Here is a 20,310-nt window from a genome sequence, read left to right as displayed (position 1 = left end):
TCCCTCCTGACTTCTAACTTCTAATTACAATAGTCACTAATTACCTTATAAGCTGGGGTGTAGCCTAGTTCGCCGGCTTTGGACAGGTCAAGGCAGCCGCCGTTTTCGTCGCCGAGGCTGTGTTTAATGAGTCCGCGTACGTAGAAAACTTCGGCATAACCAGGCTTTAGTTTGATCGCGCTGTTGCAATCGGTGAGGGCTCCTTTCTGATCACCCTGCGCCGACTTAATCATACCCCGGCTGAAATATGCTTCGGCATAGGCAGGGTTGAGTTCAATGGCCTTATTTAGGTCTATAATGGCCGCTTTTGAGTCGCCCTGCTTATTTTTGCTGATGCCCCGGCTAAAATACGCTTCAGCACGTTCGCTGCTCAACTCGTTGATTTTGTCGCGTTCCTGAACGACGTTCCGCAGGTTATCAAGAATGCCACGGCTTATGCGGCCATTGTAAACAACTTTTGTGTCGACATAAACATTGTTTACTTCAATGGCCTGGTTAAAATCCTGAACGGCCCCTTTTTGATCACCAAGTTTGCTTCGGCAGAAACCCCGCCCGTAGTAGGCCCGGTAGTTATCAGGTTTCAGGGCTAATGCCCGCTCGTAATCGGGTAGCGCAGCTTTGTAATCGTCGAGCTTCCCTTTGGCATAAGCCCGGTAAAAGTAAGATTCGCCGTCTTCCGGACTCAGCTCAATCGCTTTGTTAAAGTCGGTAATGGCGCTGGTAAAGTCATTCAGTTCAACTTTCGACAGTCCCCGACCGGCGTAGGCTTGTGCCCGCTTTGGGGTGATCTCAATTACTTTCGAAAAATCGGTTAAGCTCCCGGCAAAGTCGTTTAGTTTTTGTCGGGTAATTGCACGAGCATAATAAGCATAGGCATTGACTGGCTCCAGCTCGATGGCTTTGGAAAAATCAGTAAGGGCTCCCTGATGCTGGTCGATACGACTTCGGCTAATTCCCCGGTTATAATACGCCTGGGAGTCGTCTGGGTTAAGTTCAATGGAACGGCTAAAGTCGAGTAAAGCCCCCCGATGGTCCTCTTGCCGACTTTTGCTGACACCCCTGCTCAGGTAAGCCATGGCGTCTTTGCTGTTGAGTTCGATTGCCTTGTCGTAATCGAGAATGGCTCCCCGATGGTCTTTAAGATTGGCTTTGGCCAGCCCGCGATTGTAATAGCTGGGCGCATTTTCGGGGTTCATAGTTATGGCCATACTGAAGGCCTGAAGAGCACCCGTAAAATCACTCGATTTACTTCGATTAATTCCACTTTCAAAGAACTCAGCCGCTGTGTGTTGAGCGGTAACAGGAATAGAAAGACTGGTTCCCAAAAATAGGAAAACGGCCGGCAATAGATGTCGCTTCATATGTACAGTAAAAGTTATGGTGAGTTTTTACTGAATGAGCAGCATTGGGTTTTTAGTTCCTTGTAACTTTATCGCTAGGTAATGTGTATAATAACGTCGAATGTCGCGTTCTAATGGCGATTTTGTTAACGAGAAACTGTCAAAAGAGAGGATAAGGTAGCATATTATGGGCTAATTTTACAAAAAAAGCACGACAAAAGGTCTTGTTTTTAACTGGTATCGCATAAAGAAGCGACAAAATGTCCTGAATGAATCGAAATTTAATGTTGGTATAAGATTTGACTTAGGTAGATGTAAGTAAACAACCCAATAAACTACATAAGACAATGGCAACTTTAGTTCGATATAACAACTTCCCCGCGTTTTTTAACCCCTTCTATAACCGTCCGGTTATTAATCGGTATCACAATTCGACGCCTAACGTTCCAGCCGTAAACGTTAAAGAAAACGAGGCTGGCTACCTGCTCGAACTGGCCGCTCCGGGTTTGAAGAAAGAAGACTTGAAAATTAACGTAGAAAACAACAAACTGACGATCGGGTATCAGTCAGAAGCAAAAACCGAAGAAACGACCGATAAATTTACTCGGCACGAGTTTGGTTTCAGTTCTTTTGAGCGGAGCTTTCGGTTACCCAAAACGGTCAATGCCGATGCCATTAAGGCCGCTTATACCGATGGTATTCTAACCGTTGAATTGCCAAAAGTTGAACTGAAAGAAGAGAAACTGGTGAAAGAGATCACCGTTGCCTAAGGGTAAGGAATCATAGTAGATGTGTATAGTTTTAAATGGGTGATAGACTATTCTGTCACCCATTTTTTGTAGCAACTGCGTATTGGCGGTCGTTACTACACGGGTTTTGTTCAGGACAGCAAACGCATGAATGCTTCCAGCTTCTGGGTATCCAACTGCCCGTTAGTGCGTACACCACTACAAATATCCAGCCCGAAGGGACCTACCGAATCAATGGCCTCCCGGACGTTACTGCTGTTGAGGCCACCGGCTAAAAATACCGGTACTGAAGACTGCTCTACGATTTGGCGGCTTACTTGCCAGTTATGAATCCGCCCGGTGCCGCCTAGTTCTTTAACGGCCAGATTCGGGTTTCCCGAGTCCAGCAGCAAGGTATCGGCTCCCAATTGAATAGCCAGAAGAGCCTCTTCAATGTTTCGCTCATCGATAACATGGATTACCTGAACCAGTTTTACTGACGGGAGAGCAAACTTGAGCTGCGCATAGGTACCAGCTGAAACAGCATCTACAAGTTGAATGGTATTAGCTCCTACACGACGCTGATGAGCCAGGATGTTATCTGCGGTAGTTTCGCTGGTCAGCATGAACGTAGCAATGGGCGGGGGCGTAACCTGAACAACCTGAGCTGCCAGGTCATCACTAATTACACCAGGGCCGCTGGGCATCCTACCTACCAGGCCAAGGGCATCGGCTCCCAGTCGAATAGCCTTTTGCGCTTCCTCTATACTACTGATGCAGCAAATTTTAACCCTTGTTCGGAACGGAGATTGCATAATTTTGGGTTGATTAAGAAACACTCGCGCGGCAAAGATAGGTTAAGCCGACACATGTATGGTTCAACAGTCTCCAGTCGATACGTACGCATCTCTTCGAATTCCCGAATTTCGCTATTTCGTCATGAACAGCTTTCTGATTACAGCTACCCTGCTGATTCAGGAAGTTATTCTGGGTTACGAGCTTTATAAAATCACGCACGATCCGCTGATGCTAGGTCTGGTCGGCCTGGCCGAAGCGATTCCGTTCATTGCGTTGTCGCTTTTTGGCGGTCATCTGGCCGACCGGCGTGATAAGAAACGGATTCTGCAATGGAGTTTGCTGGTCATTCTGATTGGGTCGGTTATTCTGTATCTGGTCTTTCAACCGGCGTTTGCTGCCGGGTTGACGCAAACGGCCCGTTTAGGAACCATTTATGGAGTACTGATGCTGATTGGCACTGCCAAGGGATTTTACTCGCCGGCCAGTTCGTCGCTCAAGCCATTCTTAGTACCCCGTGAACTCTACGCAAATTCGGCGACCTGGAGCAGTTCGTTCTGGCAGGCAGGTGCCATTATAGGGCCGGGTTTGGCGGGTTTTTTATACAGCTGGGTCGGTTTCGACAATACCCTAATTGTGGTTATTGCCCTGCTGTTGCTCTGTTTTGTATTGATTTCGCTAATTGAGCGTAAACCAACACCCGTTACAGATTCGCCCGTATTGAAACTTAGCGAAAGTTTGAAAGAGGGATTCCGGTTTGTGTTCAAGACTCAAATTGTCCTCTACGCTATCTCTCTCGATCTCTTTTCGGTACTATTTGGGGGGGTGGTGGCTATTCTGCCGGTCTTTGCCGAAGATATTCTTAAAGTAGGTGCGGAAGGATTGGGCTTTCTACGCGCTGCGCCGTCAGTCGGTGCCCTACTGACAATGGCTTATATGACCAAACACCCACCTATGCATAATGCGTGGCGCAATATGTTGTTGTCGGTAGCCGGGTTCGGTGTGGCTACAATCATCTTCTCACTATCAACCAATTTTTATTTATCCCTCATCATGCTTGGGCTGACAGGCGCTTTCGATAGTGTGAGCGTCATTATCCGTCAGACGATCCTGCAAATTTTCCCACCCGATCACATGCGGGGACGAGTGGCGGCTGTAAACGGCATCTTTGTCAGTTCATCGAACGAAATAGGCGCGTTTGAATCCGGCTTGCTGGCCCGTTTGCTGGGTACAGTACCATCGGTTATGCTAGGTGGCGTTGTTACGCTAGTGGTTGTTACTTATGTGTACGCCAAATCGAAAGCCTTGCTAGCTGTGCGCTTAAGCTAGAGAAAAAAACATCCGCCCGGCTACCTCTGTTGTGTGTAGCCGGGCGGATGCTGACGTTCGCAGAATTTCTGCTAGGCGTAGGCTGGCAGTAGGTGCAGATTACAGATAAACTCGTCGATGTCAATCTGCTCATTGAGCAAAACTCGGGCGTTAAAAACCTCCCAGAATAATTCATCCGAGATCTGGTAATCACGTTGCAACCGAATCATATCTCGGATGCTTTCTTTAAGTTGACTTACAGGTGTTTGCAACCCATACGAGTGGAATTGAGCAGTTTCCATAGCGGTTGTTTATTAGCGTGCGAGATTTTTAAACACCTTGGTTTCCTTATTGTTTTGAAAAATAAAGAGGATAAAAAAGAACCGGTTAGAAAAATTATATTCTGTCTTTTGTCTACGAGCCAGTGAGCGATAACTAACCCGGTATCATACAACTAAAAAATAATGAAAATTTTTAATCAACTGATAATCAATCAAGATATGAAGCATTTTAACTTATTTGTACTCCTTTCCGCTGTCAGCTTGGGTTTGGTTGCGCTGACTCCGCCCGTCCGGCCGAAACCTGTGAAGCTGGTTAAAGTCTGGGAAACAGATAGTACCTTACGTACCCCCGAATCGGTACTGTATGATGGTAAAAGCACTTTATACGTTGCCAATATCGACGGCAAACCCGACGGGCTCGATGGAAGTGGGTTCATCTCCAAAGTGACGCTGGACGGTAAAATTGAAAACCTGCGCTGGACCTCGGGCCTGAATGCGCCCAAAGGCATGGGATTGCACAAAAATCGCCTTTACGTGACGGATATTTACCGGTTGGTGTGCATCAACACTGTAACCGGCCAGGCCGAAAAAACTTGGGATGGGGTTGGTAAAGATGCTTTTCTGAACGATGTAACCGTAGCCAAAGACGGAACCGTGTACGTATCGGATAATCGTAACGATAAAATTTACCGGTTGAAAGACGATAAGTGGGAGGTTTGGCTGGAAGGTGAGCAACTCAACAAACCGAACGGTGTGCTGGCTGTTGGTAAGAACAAACTGATGATCGGCAGCACCAAAATTGGAGCGTTGCGTACGGTAGATGTAGATACCAAAGGTATTACCACACTGGCCGATGGAATGGCTGCTACGGATGGCATTGTGCCGGAAGGAAAGGGCAATTACTTCGTGTCGGACTGGAATGGTCAACTGTTCCATGTCAATGCCGATGGTACGAAAGAGCAGCTCATGGATACCCGCGGACAGAAGGTCAATTCGGCTGATATCGAGTACGTTGCCAATAAGAAATTACTGATTGTGCCGACCTTCTACCGGAATACGCTGGTTGCGTATCGGGTAGAGCAATAATATGTAGAACTGTAGGGGCGGCTCATTTGTGTCGGCCACAAGTGTAATCCGGGCTATAAACACAGTACGTTTATAGCCCGGATTTTTATTTTGATAGCAATTGCCGGATAGCTGCCTTGGCTTTATCGGCACCGAAACCGGCTATTGCCTGATTCATAGCCTCGTTGATGAGGTCGTTCCCCAGATTGCCGATGCTGCCTTCGTGTGTATGATGCAGGTTACGGGGTGGCACGTACGTGTGTTCGGCAATTTCCTTCCCGACAGTCCGGTAAGCTTCCCGGAAAGGTACTCCCTGCAATACCAGCTCGTTCACCCGCTCAACGCTAAAGAGCAGGTCATATTTAGGCTCATCCAGCAGATTGGCTTTGACCTGAAGGTGCTCCAGCATGAAATCAGTAATTTCCAGACAGTCGAGGATTTCGTCGAAGGCGGGCATCAGAATTTCTTTCAGCAACTGCATGTCGCGGTGGTAGCCCGAGGGGAGGTTGCTCATCACCAGCGTCACCTCCATCGGCAGGGCTTTCAAGCGGTTGGTTTTCGCACGAAGTAGCTCGGCCACATCGGGGTTTTTCTTGTGCGGCATAATGCTGCTACCCGTTGTGAGTGCGTCCGGAAGGGTCAGAAAACTAAAGTTCTGGCTGTTGTATAGACAAATATCCATTGCCATTCTCGACAGGGTAGCAGCTACCGCAGCTAATGCCGTGAGGGCGGTTTGTTCGGTTTTCCCGCGGCTCATCTGAGCATATACCACATTCACGTGCATCCCTTCGAAACCTAACAGTTCGGTTGTAAGGCTGCGGTTCAGCGGGAACGACGAGCCGTAGCCCGCCCCCGAGCCAAGTGGGTTGCGATTGGCCAGTCGGTAGGCCGTTTGCAGCGTCAGCATATCATCGGCCAGGGCTTCGGCATAGGCACCGAACCATAGCCCGAACGAAGAGGGCATGGCAATCTGCAAGTGCGTGTACCCCGGCAGCAGGTCATCTTTGTGCTGTTCCGAGCGGCTTACCAACCGATCGAATACCGTTCGGACAGCTTCGGCAACGCGCCAGAGCCGGTCGCGGGAGAAGAGCTTCATATCGACCAGCACCTGGTCATTACGGGATCGGCCCGAGTGAATTTTCTTGCCTACATCGCCCAATACACGGGTCAGCATCAGTTCTACCTGCGAGTGAACGTCTTCAATGCCTTCTTCAATTTCAAATTTCCCTGCCTGAATCTGCTGATAAATGGTTTTTAACTCAGTATTCAGCATAGTCAATTCATCCGTCGAAAGCAGGCCGATGGTTTCGAGCATATGGGCGTGAGCCAGATTGCCCAGCACGTCGAAAGGAGCGAGGTAGAGATCCATTTCACGGTCCCGACCGACGGTGAAGCGTTCAATTTGTTCGGCGGTACTGACGCCTTCTTTTTGCCAGAGTTTCAAGGCTTACTGATTGAAAGAGTGAAATCGGACCGCCGAAGCGGAGTGAAAGAGTAAAAAATGAACTGTTCATCCCTTCGCTCTTTCCCGTTCCGCAAAGGTCGTAAAAAAGTTGGGGCAACAATTCGTTAGGCAAGCGCATCCGGTTCGGGTAAGGTCTTTGTCGCTAATTTTCGCCCCAGCCATAAGAACCCACTTGCTGAAAGGAGACTGACACCCACAATGACCAGCCAATGGATGGAGAAGCCGAAATGAGCTACCACTTGTGACCCGATTGCCGGAGAAAGCGTCTGCGCCAGCGCTCCGCTCATACCGGCCAGCGCCAGATACTGCCCACGTGTGGCCGGACTGGCGCGTTCGACGGTGAACGATTGAATGAACGGAATGGCCAGCATCTCGCTGAAAGTGCCAACCACGACAAAAATCAGCGCAATGGTCATAGCGGGCAAGGCAATCCTACTAGTCGATGCCAGCAGCAGATAAGAAAGGGTCGTGAGCAGAACCCCCGCGACGATCAGGTTGGTTTTAGCCCGTTTTTTCTGTTCAAGACTATAGACAAGTGCCATTTCGATGCACACGATGATCATCCCGTTCAGGGCCATCAGGCTCCCGATTGTGCCTTCGTTCATGTGCATCACTTCCTTGAAAAACAAGGGAACAAGGGAAAATAGCTGCATAAACGTTATCAGATACAGGCAGGAACAAATGACAAAAGCAACGAACCAACCGTCGTGGTAGGGAGATTTCGCGCCGACAACCGTAGCCTGTAAATCGTCCGTATTAACCTTCGGAGCCGGAATCCTCGCCGGTACTGGCAGGCAGAACCATAGGACAATACCGGCGGTTAGGCAGGTAATTCCGTCGGTCCAGAACAGGAGGTTGTAACTGATACCCGCTATCCAGCCGCCCAGGCCACCGCCTACCGCCCAGCCCAGATTTATGGCTAACCGATTGAGCGAAAAGGCGCGGGTGCGGTTTCCCACCTCCGAATAATAGGCAATAGCTGCTTGATTGGCAAGGCGAAACGCATCGCCGAGCAGCGTGAACATAAACACACTGCCACAGAGTATATAAAAGTCAGTAACGAATTGCAGCCCCAGCAAGGCAACTCCGCCAAACAGCAGACTGAAGAGCTGGATGTAATAAAACCCAAACCGGTCGGTGAGTCGTCCGCCGAGGAAGGTGCCCACGAAGGCCCCGAGGCCGTAAATGGCCATTACGACACCAGCCCGCTCAACGGAGTAATGCAAATGCTGGGTCAGGTAGAGCGTCATGAACGGCAAGACCATCGTACCGCAGCGGTTGATAAGCATCACACCTGCCAGAAGCCAGACCGAGGGCGAAAGTCCGCGGTAAGCCTGCTGGTAAAGATGAACGGTGCGCTGAATCATGGGGCAAAGGTACGAGTAAACAACCGCACAAGTCCCACACCATCGGGCAGAGTTGTCAGACTTTGCGACGCGCATCGGCATCTTCGCCGGGGGATACGAAGATTTTTCGGTCCGTAATCAATGACCGGTGTTCTTCCAGAAATGCCTTCAGCAGCCTGATTTCTTCCAACTGCTTATCAATTGGATGGGTAAGTGAATAACTTTCTACGTAAACGTCCGAGCGGCCGTCGTGCTGAAACTCGGCAATTACGTATTCCATCAGCTTTATCCCTTTGCGTTTGAGCGCGTGCAGATACAGGTTCTGGTGGTTGTGCGTAAAGCGACCTGCCTGGTAGGAGGCTGTTGTTTTTAAGTCCACCGCTTTGAATTTGCCAATTAAGTCTACATAACCGTAAAACAGGACATCGTCGATTTGCCATTGGCAATAGACCTGCGTATCGACAATGGGGCGGGGGAGAAGTTTCCGGACTTTTCTGATAATCTCGGGGTCGAAACGGTCTTCGTTTGTACCTTTTACCACGGCCTCTTCGAACGAAACGCCCCGCTCCTGAGCGGCTGTAGAAGGCGTAGGTACGCGGTTTATGGAATCAATCAGTTCCTGCGCCGATAAATTTTCGCCCCGTACGTAACGGGCGAATACATTGAGCAGAGACGGGTAAAAGCGGTAGTTTATCATCAGTTTGCAAGGCTCAGTTTGTGGTCGGCCCAATCCCCAACCCTGTAAACCATAAACCCTGTACTTAGTTTCTGACCACCAGCAGCACACCGGCCACAATGAGAAGTACGCCGAACAGGCGCCAGCCGTTGGCCGGATGAAGGGCAAAACCCAACAGCCCATAATGGTCGAGGATGATGGCCGCTACCAGTTGACCGGCTACGCTCAGACTAACCAGGTTGGCCGTCCCGATTTTCTGAACACTCACAATAACGGTTATCATGTAGACTGCTCCCATCACACCGCCCATCCATTTCCACCAGCTCACCTGTTTGATGGCTTCCAGAGAAGGGACCGGAGCACCCGACCCCATAAACAGCAAGACCAGAACCACAAAGCCGGAGCCAAATGATACAGCCGCTGCCAGAATAGGGCTGGCCATTGCCTGACGCAGGTTTGCATTGACGCCAGCCTGTACAGTAATTGCCAAACCGATCAGAAATGCAAAGAAAATATAGATGTAATTCATGCGTACAAAGGTAAACAACGGCTTTTCTTGGTCTTACCGCTTAATTAATTTTTTAGGAAAATAGTTACTTGGTCAGAAGGGGGCCATTACGTAAATTGCTCACCTTTCCTAACCTAAATAAGATCGCTTCCGTATGTTTATTATCTCTCACTATCCAGTGGCAGTTGTTGGCTGCTTTCTGGCAATGCTGTGCTGGGGCTCTTGGGCTAATACTCAAAAATTGGCTACTCAATCTGTCCCCACAACAATTTTTTACCGAGATTATACATATGGAATACTGATTTTGAGCTTGTTAGTGGCTTTGACGCTGGGTAACCTTGGTACGGAAGGACGCTCCTTTCTAACAGATTTTAAGCAGGCCGACACCGGAAGTTTTATCTACGCCCTGCTGGGCGGGCTGGTTTTTAACCTTGCCAATATGCTTATCGTTATTGGTATTGAACTGGCAGGGTTGTCGATAGCTATGCCGGTTGGGATTGGACTTGCCCTGATCCTAGGTGTGATCGTAAATTATATATCGTCGCCGATAGGTAACATTAAACTACTGTTTGGGGGCGTTTTTGCCATCTTTCTATCTATCGTATTCAGTGCGTTGGCCTATCGTGCCAAAACAGCCGGTGAAGGGTCTGTCAGTACACAGGGCCTGACAATCTCGCTGGTAGGCGGGTTTATGATGAGCTTCTTTTTTTTCTTTGTCGCCCGTGCCATGGCGAGTAATTTTAGTGATCCGGCACCAGGGTTACTGACACCTTATACGGCACTGGTTTTGTTTGCGGTTGGTGTAGTAGCCAGTACCCCATTGTTTCTCCCAATTCTCCGCCGATATGCAAGCAAACCCGCCGATGGCGAAATTGACTATGGCGATGTGAGTCGGCGAAATCATCAGATTGGTATGCTGGGCGGTATGATCTGGTGTCTGGGTATGGCATCGAGTCTGCTGGCGTCGGGTCAGACTGGGTATGCCATCAGTTACGGGCTAGGCCAGGGAGCGACCATTGTGGCCGTTTTGTGGGGTGTGTTTATCTGGAAGGAATTTCGAGGAGCTCCGGCAACATCGAGCCGTTACATGACGCTGATGGGAGTGTGCTACGTGCTCGGCCTTACCCTCATCCTATACGCCAGATAGCCGGTTAGACGCTACAACCACCCGCGCTCCATCAATAGCGCTCCTGTTTTGTTTTATACAAGCGGCTATCGGGCGGTCTTAATGTATTCATCGACAATGCGTTCGAGGATCGGCATGGTGACGGTGCCCTGGCTTAGAATGAGGTCGTGAAAAACGCGTATATCAAACTTATTATCAAGCGCCTTTTGCGTCTTCTGGCGTAGTTCCTTGATTTTTAACTCGCCTATTTTATACGCCAGAGCCTGACCGGGCCAGGAGATGTAGCGGTCTGTTTCGGTGGTGCAGTCGTGAATGGACAGGGCCGTATGGGATGATAAATAGTCGATCACCTGCTGCCGGGTCCAGCCTTTTGTATGGATGCCCGTGTCGACTACCAACCGGCAGGCCCGCCACATTTCGAAGGTGAGTCGCCCAAAATCGCTGTACGGATCTTTGTAGAAGCCCATTTCTTTACCCAGCCATTCGCAGTACAGGCCCCAGCCCTCGCCGAACGAATCGACGTAAAGGCGTTTCCGGAAGTCGGGCAGACCGGTTAACTCCTGCGATAGGGCCGATTGCAGGTGATGGCCCGGTACGGCTTCGTGCAGGGTCAGTGCTTCCAGTGTGTACAACGGCCGACTCGCCAGATTGTACGTATTGACCCAGTAGTACCCCGGTGTTTTACTACTGATGGGCGCCCCCACGTATCGGCCGCTGGTGTACTTAGGCGCCAGAGCGTCGGGAACAGGAGCAACGCCATACGGTTGCCGGGGGAGTTTGCCAAAAAACGCAGGAAGCTTATCGTCGGCTTGTTTGGCAATGTAACTAGCCTCTTTAAGCAACTGAACGGGCGTTTTGGCGTAGAACTGAGGGTCGGAACGCAGAAACTTCAGAAACTCCTGAAACGAACCTTTAAATCCGGTTTTTGTAATGAGTACCTGCATCTCCGCCTGAATCCTGGCTACCTCCTGCAAACCTAACTGGTGAATGGCATCGGCCGATAGGTCGAGGGTCGTAAAATGGCGAACACGCTGCTGATAAAAGGCCATACCGTTGGGCAGCTCACTGGCGGCAAGTGTTGTTCGGGCACCCGGCAGATACACGACATCCATAAACGCACCAAATTCCCTGAATCCTCTGACGGCTCCGTCCAGAACGGCTTTCTTGCCCGCCTGCTGTAAACGATCCTGTTCATCGGGGCCAATCGACGCGGGTAAGTGCAGGAACGGTTCGTAAAAAACACTCCGGGTGGGGTCCGTAACAATGTGGTTTCGGTAGGTTATTTCGTAACCTTTCAGTGTAACTTTTGGGGCCGTCATACCGGTGCGTACCCCTTCGCGCAGGAGCGTAACAACCTCGCCAAGGAAGGTTGGGAAGCTATTGAGTAATTTGATATAGCTCTCGTAATCGGCTACCGTGCGAAAAGTGAGGTAGTTGGGAATAAATGGTAAAGAGGTATGGGGACCGGAGTCGGACGTAAAGGGATTCAGGTAGCCTTTCAGGTCATACTGCTCCACATCATCTTCCAAGGTGTACCGGAGCAATTCGGCATTGACGCGCTCTGGTCCCGAGAGGGACGTTGCGGGAATGGCGTTGAGTTTGGCTAACTGATTCCGGTAAAAAGCGGCCTGTCGGGCCATGGCTGCTTCGGTGTAATCGCCCAGGCTTTCGATCTGTGTCCTTTTTCCTGCAAATACGGCCGTCAATGGGTGTTCTCTCAGATCAAAAGCCCAGGTGCTGTCAATGACCTGACGAAGTTGCTCCGACGGCGTTTGTGCCCTGAGCGATAGGTGTAAGCAGATAAAGGCCAGGCTGAGACCAGCGCATTGGCGAATGGAAAGGGGCATGAATACGGCGGGGTTTGATCGGTAAGCCCTAAGATAGTGAGTTTGACGCAATCGTGTGAAGCAAGGCTGTAAAAACCATATTTTCAGTCTAATACAGCAATCTGGAAAAAGGAGCAGGTATTATTTTGACGGATGAATGACGATTCACTGCAACGTAAATAACGCTTTACTTGTATAGGCTATATACCGGCGTTGGCAATCGTTGGCCAACGAAATAAGCTGCCTGATGCGTAAATACTAAAATAAAGGCAGCTTTGCGAACCAAAGGGTTCTTTTTGGGGTCAATGTCAGTCAAACCAGTTTAAAATCAAGTACACAATTCTCAACTTTTTATGCGTAAGTTTTTCGTTACCCTGTTCGTTGTGGTTTCTTTTGCCGTAAAGGGCCAAACGGTGGCATCCGATACTGCTATCACTGGTACACCGGCCAAGCCTGTTAAGTCGTCGAAGATAGAGAAACCATTTAAGGTAAATCTGGGCGTGGGCTTTGCGTCACCTGTGGATAAGGCGGGTACAAACAGCTTTGTTAAGCCCGGCTTTGTTTACAGTGTGGAGCCTCAGTATGAACTGAGCCGGAATTTGGAAGTTGGCGTACGGGTAGAGCAGGCTTTTATCAGGCGTTCTGAGGCACTGGACGGTGATATTTATAAAGACAGTAAGGTTAAATCCATGCTATCGGCTGTAGCAACGGCTAATTACGTGGTTAAGATCGCCGGAGATATTCGGCCCTATGTTGGGGTAGGGGTTGGTGGCTATTACACCGCCGAAAGCCTACAAACGAATCAGATTCAGGGGAGTAGCTCTGTCGTTTCGTATCCGCTGCCAGCAGCAGTTAACTTCGGTGGCCTGGGGCGCATAGGCATTAAGTACGGCATACTGAATATAGAAGGCACCTACAACCTGGTAAGTGATCTTAGTGTAACGAATGCTGCCAATCGATTAACCTTGACGGCTAAAAATTCATACTTCAGTGTTAAGGCAGGCCTTACCATTGGTGGGTCGCGGTAAAATGAATTGAGGGATGGTATGTACCTACAGGCTTCAGCCTGTAGGTACATACCATCCCTCAATTCATTTTATACAGCAGCAAAAACATCTCGGCTGCGTGCCAGCTGTGCGGGAAGGCCAGTTTCTGCTTAACCAGGTCTTTATCCAGCACCGTCATAGCCGGATAATGGGCGTTGCCGGACTTCTGCTCCCAACTCAACGGGTAGTCCAGGTTGCCGAGCATACCTCGCTTTTCCTGATAAAAATGGTCTTCTGCCCAGACCATATAGGGGCGATTGGTACGCGAACCCTCATCAAACTTTTTTCCGGCAACATGCTCGTTCGTGTATCCCCACCAGAACAGCGACGAGTAACTGTCGTACTGTTTAGGTATGACATAAGCATCGGGCAGATTTAGTAATTTAAGTCCGTATTTAAGCCATTTGGTCTGATATACAGGGTGTTCGTCAGAGTCGGTCTGGCCAAGTATATAGTTTTCTTTCCTGAATCGGTCCGCCGAGTCCAGCACCATTTGTACTACCGGATGGGTTTTGCCGGACACCAGCGACACCAAAAAGAGCACCTCTCCCAAGTTATCAGCTTCGGCAATACCCTGATTGTTTCGATCGAATGGATCGCGAATTGCCATAATCCAGTCCTGTATCAAGGCTAAGTTGGTTGTTTCGCGCAGGGCCATACTCATAATTGCCGCATCGCGGTACCGGGGCTTTGGATAAACCAGGAAATTAGGGGCCGGACGGCCATGAATAATGTTGATCAAGAGTTCCTGATGCAGTACCCGGAGCACCGGCCCAAAGCGTTTATCAGCAAACTGGGGGAGGTTCAACCGGCTGCGAGTGCCTGGAATGAGCCGGGGCCGTTTGGTAGGTTGCAGCAGCCAGACACCCGTTTCATTCTCCAGAATCTGCACAATCTGTCCATCCGCCAGAACCAGGTGAACCAGATAGGACGATGGTACAATTAGTTCTTCTTTCACTTTCCACTGTTCTTCAATGTTGCCCGTCAGGGCGTTTAGTAGCCGACCGTTGCGGTAGATGAGTTTAAGTCGATTTCCCATCCCGAACAGAAAGAATTTCAGATCAGGTAACTCCCGTTGGCTCGTATGGTCCTTTCGAAGGGCGGTCAGGTTTTCCCGATACGTCTGTAGCTCCCCCGCCGGGTTCTGGTGCAGTACAGGCGGTACTAGCTTCTGGGCTGATGCACAAAGCGATAAAAGGAAAAGAAAGCTGAAACTGCGAAGAAACATAGCCGTTGGGATTGTGGTTATTAAATGTAATCAATACCAGGCATTTACTGGTTTTTCGCTCGTTCTCCTCGGCAAATAGGCTGTTCAGTCAATAAGTTTACTACAACGATTGGTATAGTATGCTTATATTGCAGTAGGCTAGTTATGAAAGACCAGTGTCTCGTTTTCGTTTGCAGTCTTGGCGATTACGTTGCTTTAGCATAGACTGTTAGTCAATGATTCCAGAAAGTTTTGATCTGACAAATTGCGATCGGGAGCCTATTCATATTCTCGGTCATATTCAGTCACACGGTTACCTGATCGCCATTCAGCCCGACACGTACTCCATTGTTCATACCAGCGAGAATATTAGTGATTTAGCAGGGATACCCGCTGCCAGACTATTGGGGCAGTCCATTGATACATTGCTCACGGCTACCGACCTGCCTGTCAATTCGCTAATCGAACTCCTGAATGTCACTCGCCGAAATGAGTCATGGGAATCGCTGAATCCGCACCGGATGACAGTGAATGGGAAGAGCTGGAATCTGATCATGCACCAGCACCAGCATCTTGTTTTGCTTGAGTGGGAGCCGGTGGGCGATGATCGGAATACGTTAATTAATCAGCAGCTTATTTCGCAGGCTTTAACCGAAGTGCAATCGAGCCGGACGCTGGCTGAACTGCTGCAAAATACCGCCCGGCGAGTTAAAACCATAATCGGTTTTGATCGGGTCATGGTCTATCAATTCAATGAAGACTGGCACGGGCGGGTTGTAGCTGAGGAAAAAGACGAGCATCTGGAGTCGTTTCTGGGCTTACATTACCCCGCATCCGACATTCCGCGTCAGGCCCGTGAATTATATACTATCAATCTGGTGCGACTCATCGCCGACGTAAGCAGTGTGCCATCGCCTATCCTGTCGGCACCCGGCTGGCCCGCCGATGAACCACTCGACTTAACGCATTCCGTACTGCGGGCTGTATCGCCGGTGCATATCCAGTATCTGAAAAACATGGGTGTGCAGGCATCCATGAGTATTTCCCTGTTGTATCGGGGAAAGTTATGGGGGCTCATTTCCTGCCATAACAGTACACCCCATTTTTCTGATTTTACCGCCCGTCAGGCTGCCAAATTCGTCAGCCAGTTGTTATCGGCCGCCCTGGAGTTTCGGAAGGATAAAGAAGACCAGACAAATCTGCTGCAATACCAGCAGACAGGTCAGCAACTGCATGAGCAGCTGCTGATTAGTGATGATGTAGTTCGGGCTCTCACCAAACTTCCCGTAACGGCTCTCGATGTTACCGATGCCACCGGTGCCGCCCTGGTCTTTAACAACAAAGTTTATAGGCTTGGCCAAACACCCGATGAGAAGGCCATACGAGCGCTGACCGACTGGATGGGGACAGCCACAACCGAGTCGTTTCTGGAAACGAACCGACTGCCGGCCTTGTACCCACCCGCCGAAGAGTTCAGAGCCGTTGGGGCAGGGTTGCTGGCCATTGTGCTGTCGCGGGAGCTGAACGAATATCTTTTATGGTTCAAGCCTGAGCAGGTTCAACAGGTTACCTGGGCGGGTAATCCGGACAAACCCGTAACCGTTGAGGACGGCGGGATGCGCCGACTCAGTCCACGCACCAGCTTTGCAGCCTGGACCGAAATTGTCCGGAATACATCCAGCCCCTGGACTGAAGCTGAAATTTCGGTTGTGGTGAAACTGAGGGAGGATATTCTACAGATCGTGACCCGCCAGGCCAACGAGATACGGCTGCTCAACCAGCGCCTGCAACTGGCTTATGATGAACTCGATGCGTTCAGCTATACAGTGTCGCACGACCTGCGCACGCCCCTGTCGTCCATTCGCTGCTACGCCGAGATTCTGCTCGAAGAGTACGGGCAGGATTTTACGCCCGATGCTCAGGCCTTGTTTCAGAAAGTGATTGACTCAACGGAACGAATGCGCCGACTGATTCGCCACATCCTGTATTATTCGCGGATGGGGCGTACCGAACTGGACACGCAGACCATCAATATGAAACAAGTGCTGGAGGGAATTCGGGAAGAGATTCTGGTTACCGAAAAAGATCGGTCATTACGCATTGAAATTGGAGATACGCCCCCTATTGTAGCCGACCCCACTATGGCATTGCAGTTGTTTACGAATTTGCTGAGCAATGCTGCCAAATACACGCAACTCGCTCATGAGGGCGTTGTTCGGGTAAAGGGACACCAAACGGATGGGGAGGTTATTTATTCGGTAGAAGATAACGGCATCGGTTTTGATATGAAGCAGGCGGGGAAGATGTTCGATTTGTTCAAGCGTCTGGAAAACGCCCGTAACTTTGAAGGCTCCGGCGTTGGGCTCGCTATCGTGAAACGAATTATCAATCGCCATCAGGGCAAAATCTGGTTTCATAGCGAACCGAACCAGGGCACCGTATTCCATGTTTCCTTTCCCATAACACCCGCTGATTGAACAGAGTCATGGTAGACGTATTGTATGTTGAAGATAATCTGCACGATGCAGACATATTTTGTCGGCTGATCGAGAAATTAAGTAGACCTATTACGTATACAGTGGTGCATTCCGGTTCAGAAGCACTTGATTACCTGACTGGAAAGGGGCTATACGAGCAGCAGAAAATTAGCTTGCCTAAACTGGTTTTACTGGATATTAACCTGATTGGGCTGAGCGGAATCGATGTAATTGAACAAACCCGTTCGTTTGAACGGACGCGGTTTCTGCCCATCGTTGTATTTAGCACATCTGATAATCCCCGAGATATACAGTCAGCATATCAGGCTGGTATCAATGCGTATGTTGTGAAGCCGGGTAGTTATCGCGCCACCGGTAACCTGCTCGGAAAGCTTTGTGATTTCTGGCTGGAGGATAATATTCGAACAGATTATAAATGAGTATTTTACTAGAACGTTTACGGCACGAAACTCGGCCGGCTCATGAGCAAACGGAGCAACTTTTTTATACAGAAGCCTTGCAGAACGGTACGCTTTCAGTACCAGAATACACACACCTGTTGCGCACTCACTTTGTCTTTCACCAGTCGCTGGAATCTGCTGTTGATCGGCACCCCAGTTTTTTTGGCGCCTACCAGCCCGAGCGTCGTAAAAAAACGGCCTGGCTCGTGGCCGATCTAACGTATCTGGGCGAACCCCTGCCAGCATCCATGACCGATTTATTCGCTGACTGGTCGACGGCAGACTTACTGGGGGCGACTTATGTAGGCGAAGGCTCCATGCTGGGCGGCAGCGTAATTGGCCGGTTGTTGCGTAAGAATACTACCCTTCAGCCGATTATGGAATATGCCCGGTTCTATGGAGGATACGGGGCCGAAACAGGTAACTACTGGCGGGATTTCGGTGATTTCCTGACCGTAAACGGCGCCCTCCATGCCGACGAAGTAGTGGTTGCCGCTAGCCGGACGTTTACTATCTACCAGGCGATTTTCGATGAAGTCAACAAGTCTGCTAATCAGTAAATAGCAGACTTACTGGCCTACCACTCAATTGACAGTGGGTAAGAAAACCTTAAACGTAGACCCTTTGCCGTCCTGACTGGTTACGTCGATAGCTCCGCCATGACTTTCGGACACGCGCTGCGAAATGGCCAGGCCAATGCCGGTTCCACTATAGGAGGTCTTGTGCAGTCGTTGGAATGGGGTGAAAATTCGGTCTTTATAGCGTTCGTCAAACCCAATGCCATTGTCTGTTACGGTGATTAACCAGAATACCTGTCGGGAATCGTCCTGGAGAGCTGGGGGGAGTTCACTCGTTTGGGCGGTACGGTACCGTATCTGAATGAGCGGGGAAACACCTGTCTGACAAAATTTCAGCGCGTTGGTAATCAGGTTCTGGAAAAGCTGACGAAGTCGTGACGCGCTTCCGTATACCGATGGCAGGGGAGATACGTCGACCGTTGCGTTTTTCTCGGCGATGGTCATTTCAAGATCCGTTACCACATCTTCGAGGACGATATCCAGCGAGACAATCGTGAAAGAATCCCGTTGGGTACTCACCTGCGAATAAAGCAGCAAATCTTTAATGAGCATCTGCATTCGCTGCGCCGACTTCTGAATTCGTCTGACCATGTCGCGTTCGCCATCAGAAAGACTATCCAAAAATTGATTCTGTAGAATATCGCTGAATGCCTGGATGCGCCGGAGCGGCTCCTGTAAATCGTGCGAAGCGATATGGGCAAACTGTTGCAGGTTCTCGTTGGAGCGCTGTAGTTCAACGTTGGCATCTTTCAACTCCCGCTCTTGATGCTGGGCGGCCAGTTCAGCCTGCTTGCGGTCGGTGATGTTGTTGTACGTAACAACCACCCCGTTGCTTCCTTGCTTAACGGCCGATACCTCAAACCAGCCTTCCAAACCAAATTCGTCGCGGTAGTATTGGCTGCTCTGTTCGGCCTGGCCGGTTTCGACGACCCGTGCGTAGAGGTCGAAGAACCCGTTGTCTTTATTGCCCGGAAACACGGCCAGTAACCTTCGGCCGATGATTTGATCGGGTGTCATGAAGTTGCTCTTGATAACGGCTTCGTTAGCCGTGTTCATCATAAAGTCAACAATAGTTTCCGTTTCATCCCGTATGGCCGTCATGGCAATGATGCTGTTAAGCGACGCATCCAGGGTTGTTCGTAGCTCAAGTGCCTGTTGCTCCAGAATACGGGTTTGCTCATCCACGCGTCGTTGCAGCAGAGATTCCGCTTCCTTATCAGCCGTGATATCGATAACCGTACCGATAAACCGATTAGCAATACCCTGTTCGTTGAACAATACCTGACCATTGGCACGAATCCAGCGTAACTGGCCATCTTCAATGCCCAAGGTACGGTATTCGCAGTCGAAGCGACCACTGCTGCCGGGTTGTAATATGGCCTGAATCATCTGAGCTGTCCGCTCACGATCGTCCGGGTGAAGCCCCTGCAGGAAAGCGGTATAGTCGATGGTTGCCGTTGGAGGCAGGCCAAATAGTTCTTTTGTCCGGTCAGACCAGATCAATGTCCCGGTAAGCGGGCTATAATCCCAGGTTCCCATGCGAGCTGATTCGACCGATAGTCGGAAACTCGTTTCAGCAATCTGCGAACGCAGTTCAACTTCTTTTCGGTCTGTTACATCGACCAGTACGCCCGAAAAGGCAAACGGTTGTTGGTTGTCTGCATAGGTTAAGCGACCTCTGGCAAGTACCCAACGGGTTTGGTTATTTACCACAATGCGGTATTCCGCTTCATAAGGACGGCCGGACTGTACGCCCTGATCGATCAGCTGGAGTACTCTGGACCGGTCGTCGGGGTGTATGGAGTCGGTAAATATACGCAGGGGAAGGCTGGTTATTTCGGCACTTTCGCGGATGCCGAACATGCGGAGAAGGTTAGGGTCGCCAAGTACGTTGTCTGTACCAAGATCCCAAAACCAGGTAGCAATCAGGCCAATGCTAAGCGCTGTTTGTAATTGATCGTACGAACGTAAAAGTAGGACCTCTTCGTCGGGTAACAATGAAGTAGATTTAGCAGCAAAAGGCCGATTCATGCGTTGAGACTATCAGGAAAATCAGGTTGTCGCTGGTTCGTTCCGG

Annotated in this window: 18 protein-coding genes; 8 read left to right on the top strand and 10 right to left on the bottom strand. The window is 49.9% G+C overall.

What is annotated here, in order from left to right; genetic code table 11:
- Positions 1-20: 20 nt before the first annotated feature.
- Positions 21-1,361, bottom strand: coding sequence for a tetratricopeptide repeat protein (locus NT073_RS26845; RefSeq protein WP_297379905.1), 1,341 nt, complete (start codon positions 1,359-1,361; stop codon positions 21-23).
- Positions 1,362-1,687: 326 nt separating this feature from the next.
- Between NT073_RS26845 and NT073_RS26840 the strand changes: the two genes are divergently transcribed.
- Positions 1,688-2,110 carry an Hsp20/alpha crystallin family protein gene (locus tag NT073_RS26840; protein ID WP_297379903.1) on the top strand — a complete coding sequence of 141 codons (423 nt, stop codon included), beginning with the start codon at positions 1,688-1,690 and terminating at the stop codon, positions 2,108-2,110.
- Positions 2,111-2,220: 110 nt separating this feature from the next.
- Here NT073_RS26840 and NT073_RS26835 read toward each other — a convergent pair whose 3' ends face one another.
- Positions 2,221-2,883 (bottom strand): phosphoribosylanthranilate isomerase, encoded by a 663-nt coding sequence (locus tag NT073_RS26835; RefSeq protein ID WP_297379901.1) that lies wholly within the window; start codon positions 2,881-2,883, stop codon positions 2,221-2,223.
- 58 nt (positions 2,884-2,941) lie between these two features.
- Between NT073_RS26835 and NT073_RS26830 the strand changes: the two genes are divergently transcribed.
- Entirely contained in the window at positions 2,942-4,192 is a 1,251-nt protein-coding gene (locus NT073_RS26830; RefSeq protein WP_297379898.1) for an MFS transporter, read from the top strand.
- A 71-nt stretch (positions 4,193-4,263) separates the two neighbouring features.
- Here the strand turns inward: NT073_RS26830 and NT073_RS26825 are convergent, their stop codons facing one another.
- Positions 4,264-4,473, bottom strand: a complete 210-nt coding sequence (locus tag NT073_RS26825; protein ID WP_297379896.1) for a hypothetical protein — start codon at positions 4,471-4,473, stop codon at positions 4,264-4,266.
- Between the two features lie 198 nt (positions 4,474-4,671).
- Here NT073_RS26825 and NT073_RS26820 point away from each other — a divergent pair, with 198 nt between their 5' ends.
- Positions 4,672-5,538: an ATP-binding protein gene (locus tag NT073_RS26820; protein ID WP_297379894.1), complete on the top strand. Its 867-nt coding sequence runs from the start codon at positions 4,672-4,674 to the stop codon at positions 5,536-5,538.
- A gap of 85 nt (positions 5,539-5,623) precedes the next feature.
- On the opposite strand, the gene argH is transcribed toward NT073_RS26820, so the two are convergent.
- The 4 genes from argH to NT073_RS26800 form a co-directional block, all read right to left on the bottom strand.
- Positions 5,624-6,961 carry an argininosuccinate lyase gene (gene argH, locus NT073_RS26815; protein ID WP_297379892.1) on the bottom strand — a complete coding sequence of 446 codons (1,338 nt, stop codon included), beginning with the start codon at positions 6,959-6,961 and terminating at the stop codon, positions 5,624-5,626.
- A gap of 125 nt (positions 6,962-7,086) precedes the next feature.
- Positions 7,087-8,349, bottom strand: a complete 1,263-nt coding sequence (locus NT073_RS26810) for an MFS transporter (protein ID WP_297379889.1) — start codon at positions 8,347-8,349, stop codon at positions 7,087-7,089.
- A 55-nt stretch (positions 8,350-8,404) separates the two neighbouring features.
- Positions 8,405-9,025, bottom strand: coding sequence for a hypothetical protein (locus tag NT073_RS26805; protein WP_297379887.1), 621 nt, complete (start codon positions 9,023-9,025; stop codon positions 8,405-8,407).
- Positions 9,026-9,089: 64 nt separating this feature from the next.
- Positions 9,090-9,533 (bottom strand): DMT family transporter, encoded by a 444-nt coding sequence (locus NT073_RS26800; RefSeq protein WP_297379884.1) that lies wholly within the window; start codon positions 9,531-9,533, stop codon positions 9,090-9,092.
- 133 nt (positions 9,534-9,666) lie between these two features.
- Here NT073_RS26800 and NT073_RS26795 point away from each other — a divergent pair, with 133 nt between their 5' ends.
- A complete protein-coding gene (locus NT073_RS26795) occupies positions 9,667-10,659 on the top strand; it encodes a GRP family sugar transporter (RefSeq protein ID WP_297379881.1) in 993 nt (330 codons plus the stop codon).
- Between the two features lie 65 nt (positions 10,660-10,724).
- On the opposite strand, the gene NT073_RS26790 is transcribed toward NT073_RS26795, so the two are convergent.
- Positions 10,725-12,485, bottom strand: coding sequence for a DUF885 domain-containing protein (locus NT073_RS26790; protein ID WP_297379879.1), 1,761 nt, complete (start codon positions 12,483-12,485; stop codon positions 10,725-10,727).
- A 332-nt stretch (positions 12,486-12,817) separates the two neighbouring features.
- Here NT073_RS26790 and NT073_RS26785 point away from each other — a divergent pair, with 332 nt between their 5' ends.
- A complete protein-coding gene (locus tag NT073_RS26785; RefSeq protein WP_297379877.1) occupies positions 12,818-13,492 on the top strand; it encodes an outer membrane beta-barrel protein in 675 nt (224 codons plus the stop codon).
- Between the two features lie 58 nt (positions 13,493-13,550).
- Here the strand turns inward: NT073_RS26785 and NT073_RS26780 are convergent, their stop codons facing one another.
- Positions 13,551-14,738 (bottom strand): hypothetical protein, encoded by a 1,188-nt coding sequence (locus NT073_RS26780; RefSeq protein ID WP_297379875.1) that lies wholly within the window; start codon positions 14,736-14,738, stop codon positions 13,551-13,553.
- A 215-nt stretch (positions 14,739-14,953) separates the two neighbouring features.
- On the opposite strand from NT073_RS26780, the gene NT073_RS26775 reads away from it, so the two are divergent.
- From NT073_RS26775 to NT073_RS26765, 3 genes are read left to right on the top strand one after another with little or no spacing between them, the layout of a single operon-like run.
- Positions 14,954-17,194, top strand: a complete 2,241-nt coding sequence (locus tag NT073_RS26775) for an ATP-binding protein (protein WP_297379873.1) — start codon at positions 14,954-14,956, stop codon at positions 17,192-17,194.
- A gap of 8 nt (positions 17,195-17,202) precedes the next feature.
- Positions 17,203-17,634 carry a response regulator gene (locus tag NT073_RS26770; RefSeq protein ID WP_297379871.1) on the top strand — a complete coding sequence of 144 codons (432 nt, stop codon included), beginning with the start codon at positions 17,203-17,205 and terminating at the stop codon, positions 17,632-17,634.
- A complete protein-coding gene (locus NT073_RS26765; protein ID WP_297379869.1) occupies positions 17,631-18,215 on the top strand; it encodes a biliverdin-producing heme oxygenase in 585 nt (194 codons plus the stop codon). The genes NT073_RS26770 and NT073_RS26765 overlap by 4 nt, the downstream gene beginning before the upstream one ends.
- A gap of 24 nt (positions 18,216-18,239) precedes the next feature.
- Here NT073_RS26765 and NT073_RS26760 read toward each other — a convergent pair whose 3' ends face one another.
- Positions 18,240-20,264, bottom strand: a complete 2,025-nt coding sequence (locus NT073_RS26760) for a PAS domain-containing protein (protein WP_297379866.1) — start codon at positions 20,262-20,264, stop codon at positions 18,240-18,242.
- Positions 20,265-20,310: the final 46 nt, after the last annotated feature.

The sequence above is a fragment of the Spirosoma sp. genome, assembly GCF_026391055.1.
Taxonomy (GTDB): domain Bacteria; phylum Bacteroidota; class Bacteroidia; order Cytophagales; family Spirosomataceae; genus Spirosoma.
Note: the sequence above shows the minus strand (reverse complement) of the source record. Positions and strands in the feature narration are given on the sequence as shown.

What these genes read in the sequence shown, in the direction of transcription:
- NT073_RS26780 (WP_297379875.1), bottom strand. Translation starts at nt 14,738, where the DNA reads ATGTTTCTTCGCAGTTTCAGCTTTCTTTTCCTTTTATCGCTTTGTGCA.
- NT073_RS26790 (WP_297379879.1), bottom strand. Translation starts at nt 12,485, where the DNA reads ATGCCCCTTTCCATTCGCCAATGCGCTGGTCTCAGCCTGGCCTTTATC.
- NT073_RS26825 (WP_297379896.1), bottom strand. Translation starts at nt 4,473, where the DNA reads ATGGAAACTGCTCAATTCCACTCGTATGGGTTGCAAACACCTGTAAGT.
- NT073_RS26760 (WP_297379866.1), bottom strand. Translation starts at nt 20,264, where the DNA reads ATGAATCGGCCTTTTGCTGCTAAATCTACTTCATTGTTACCCGACGAA.
- NT073_RS26805 (WP_297379887.1), bottom strand. Translation starts at nt 9,025, where the DNA reads ATGATAAACTACCGCTTTTACCCGTCTCTGCTCAATGTATTCGCCCGT.
- NT073_RS26840 (WP_297379903.1), top strand. Translation starts at nt 1,688, where the DNA reads ATGGCAACTTTAGTTCGATATAACAACTTCCCCGCGTTTTTTAACCCC.
- NT073_RS26795 (WP_297379881.1), top strand. Translation starts at nt 9,667, where the DNA reads ATGTTTATTATCTCTCACTATCCAGTGGCAGTTGTTGGCTGCTTTCTG.
- NT073_RS26765 (WP_297379869.1), top strand. Translation starts at nt 17,631, where the DNA reads ATGAGTATTTTACTAGAACGTTTACGGCACGAAACTCGGCCGGCTCAT.
- NT073_RS26820 (WP_297379894.1), top strand. Translation starts at nt 4,672, where the DNA reads ATGAAGCATTTTAACTTATTTGTACTCCTTTCCGCTGTCAGCTTGGGT.
- NT073_RS26830 (WP_297379898.1), top strand. Translation starts at nt 2,942, where the DNA reads ATGGTTCAACAGTCTCCAGTCGATACGTACGCATCTCTTCGAATTCCC.
- NT073_RS26800 (WP_297379884.1), bottom strand. Translation starts at nt 9,533, where the DNA reads ATGAATTACATCTATATTTTCTTTGCATTTCTGATCGGTTTGGCAATT.
- NT073_RS26785 (WP_297379877.1), top strand. Translation starts at nt 12,818, where the DNA reads ATGCGTAAGTTTTTCGTTACCCTGTTCGTTGTGGTTTCTTTTGCCGTA.
- NT073_RS26845 (WP_297379905.1), bottom strand. Translation starts at nt 1,361, where the DNA reads ATGAAGCGACATCTATTGCCGGCCGTTTTCCTATTTTTGGGAACCAGT.
- NT073_RS26775 (WP_297379873.1), top strand. Translation starts at nt 14,954, where the DNA reads ATGATTCCAGAAAGTTTTGATCTGACAAATTGCGATCGGGAGCCTATT.
- NT073_RS26770 (WP_297379871.1), top strand. Translation starts at nt 17,203, where the DNA reads ATGGTAGACGTATTGTATGTTGAAGATAATCTGCACGATGCAGACATA.
- NT073_RS26810 (WP_297379889.1), bottom strand. Translation starts at nt 8,349, where the DNA reads ATGATTCAGCGCACCGTTCATCTTTACCAGCAGGCTTACCGCGGACTT.
- NT073_RS26835 (WP_297379901.1), bottom strand. Translation starts at nt 2,883, where the DNA reads ATGCAATCTCCGTTCCGAACAAGGGTTAAAATTTGCTGCATCAGTAGT.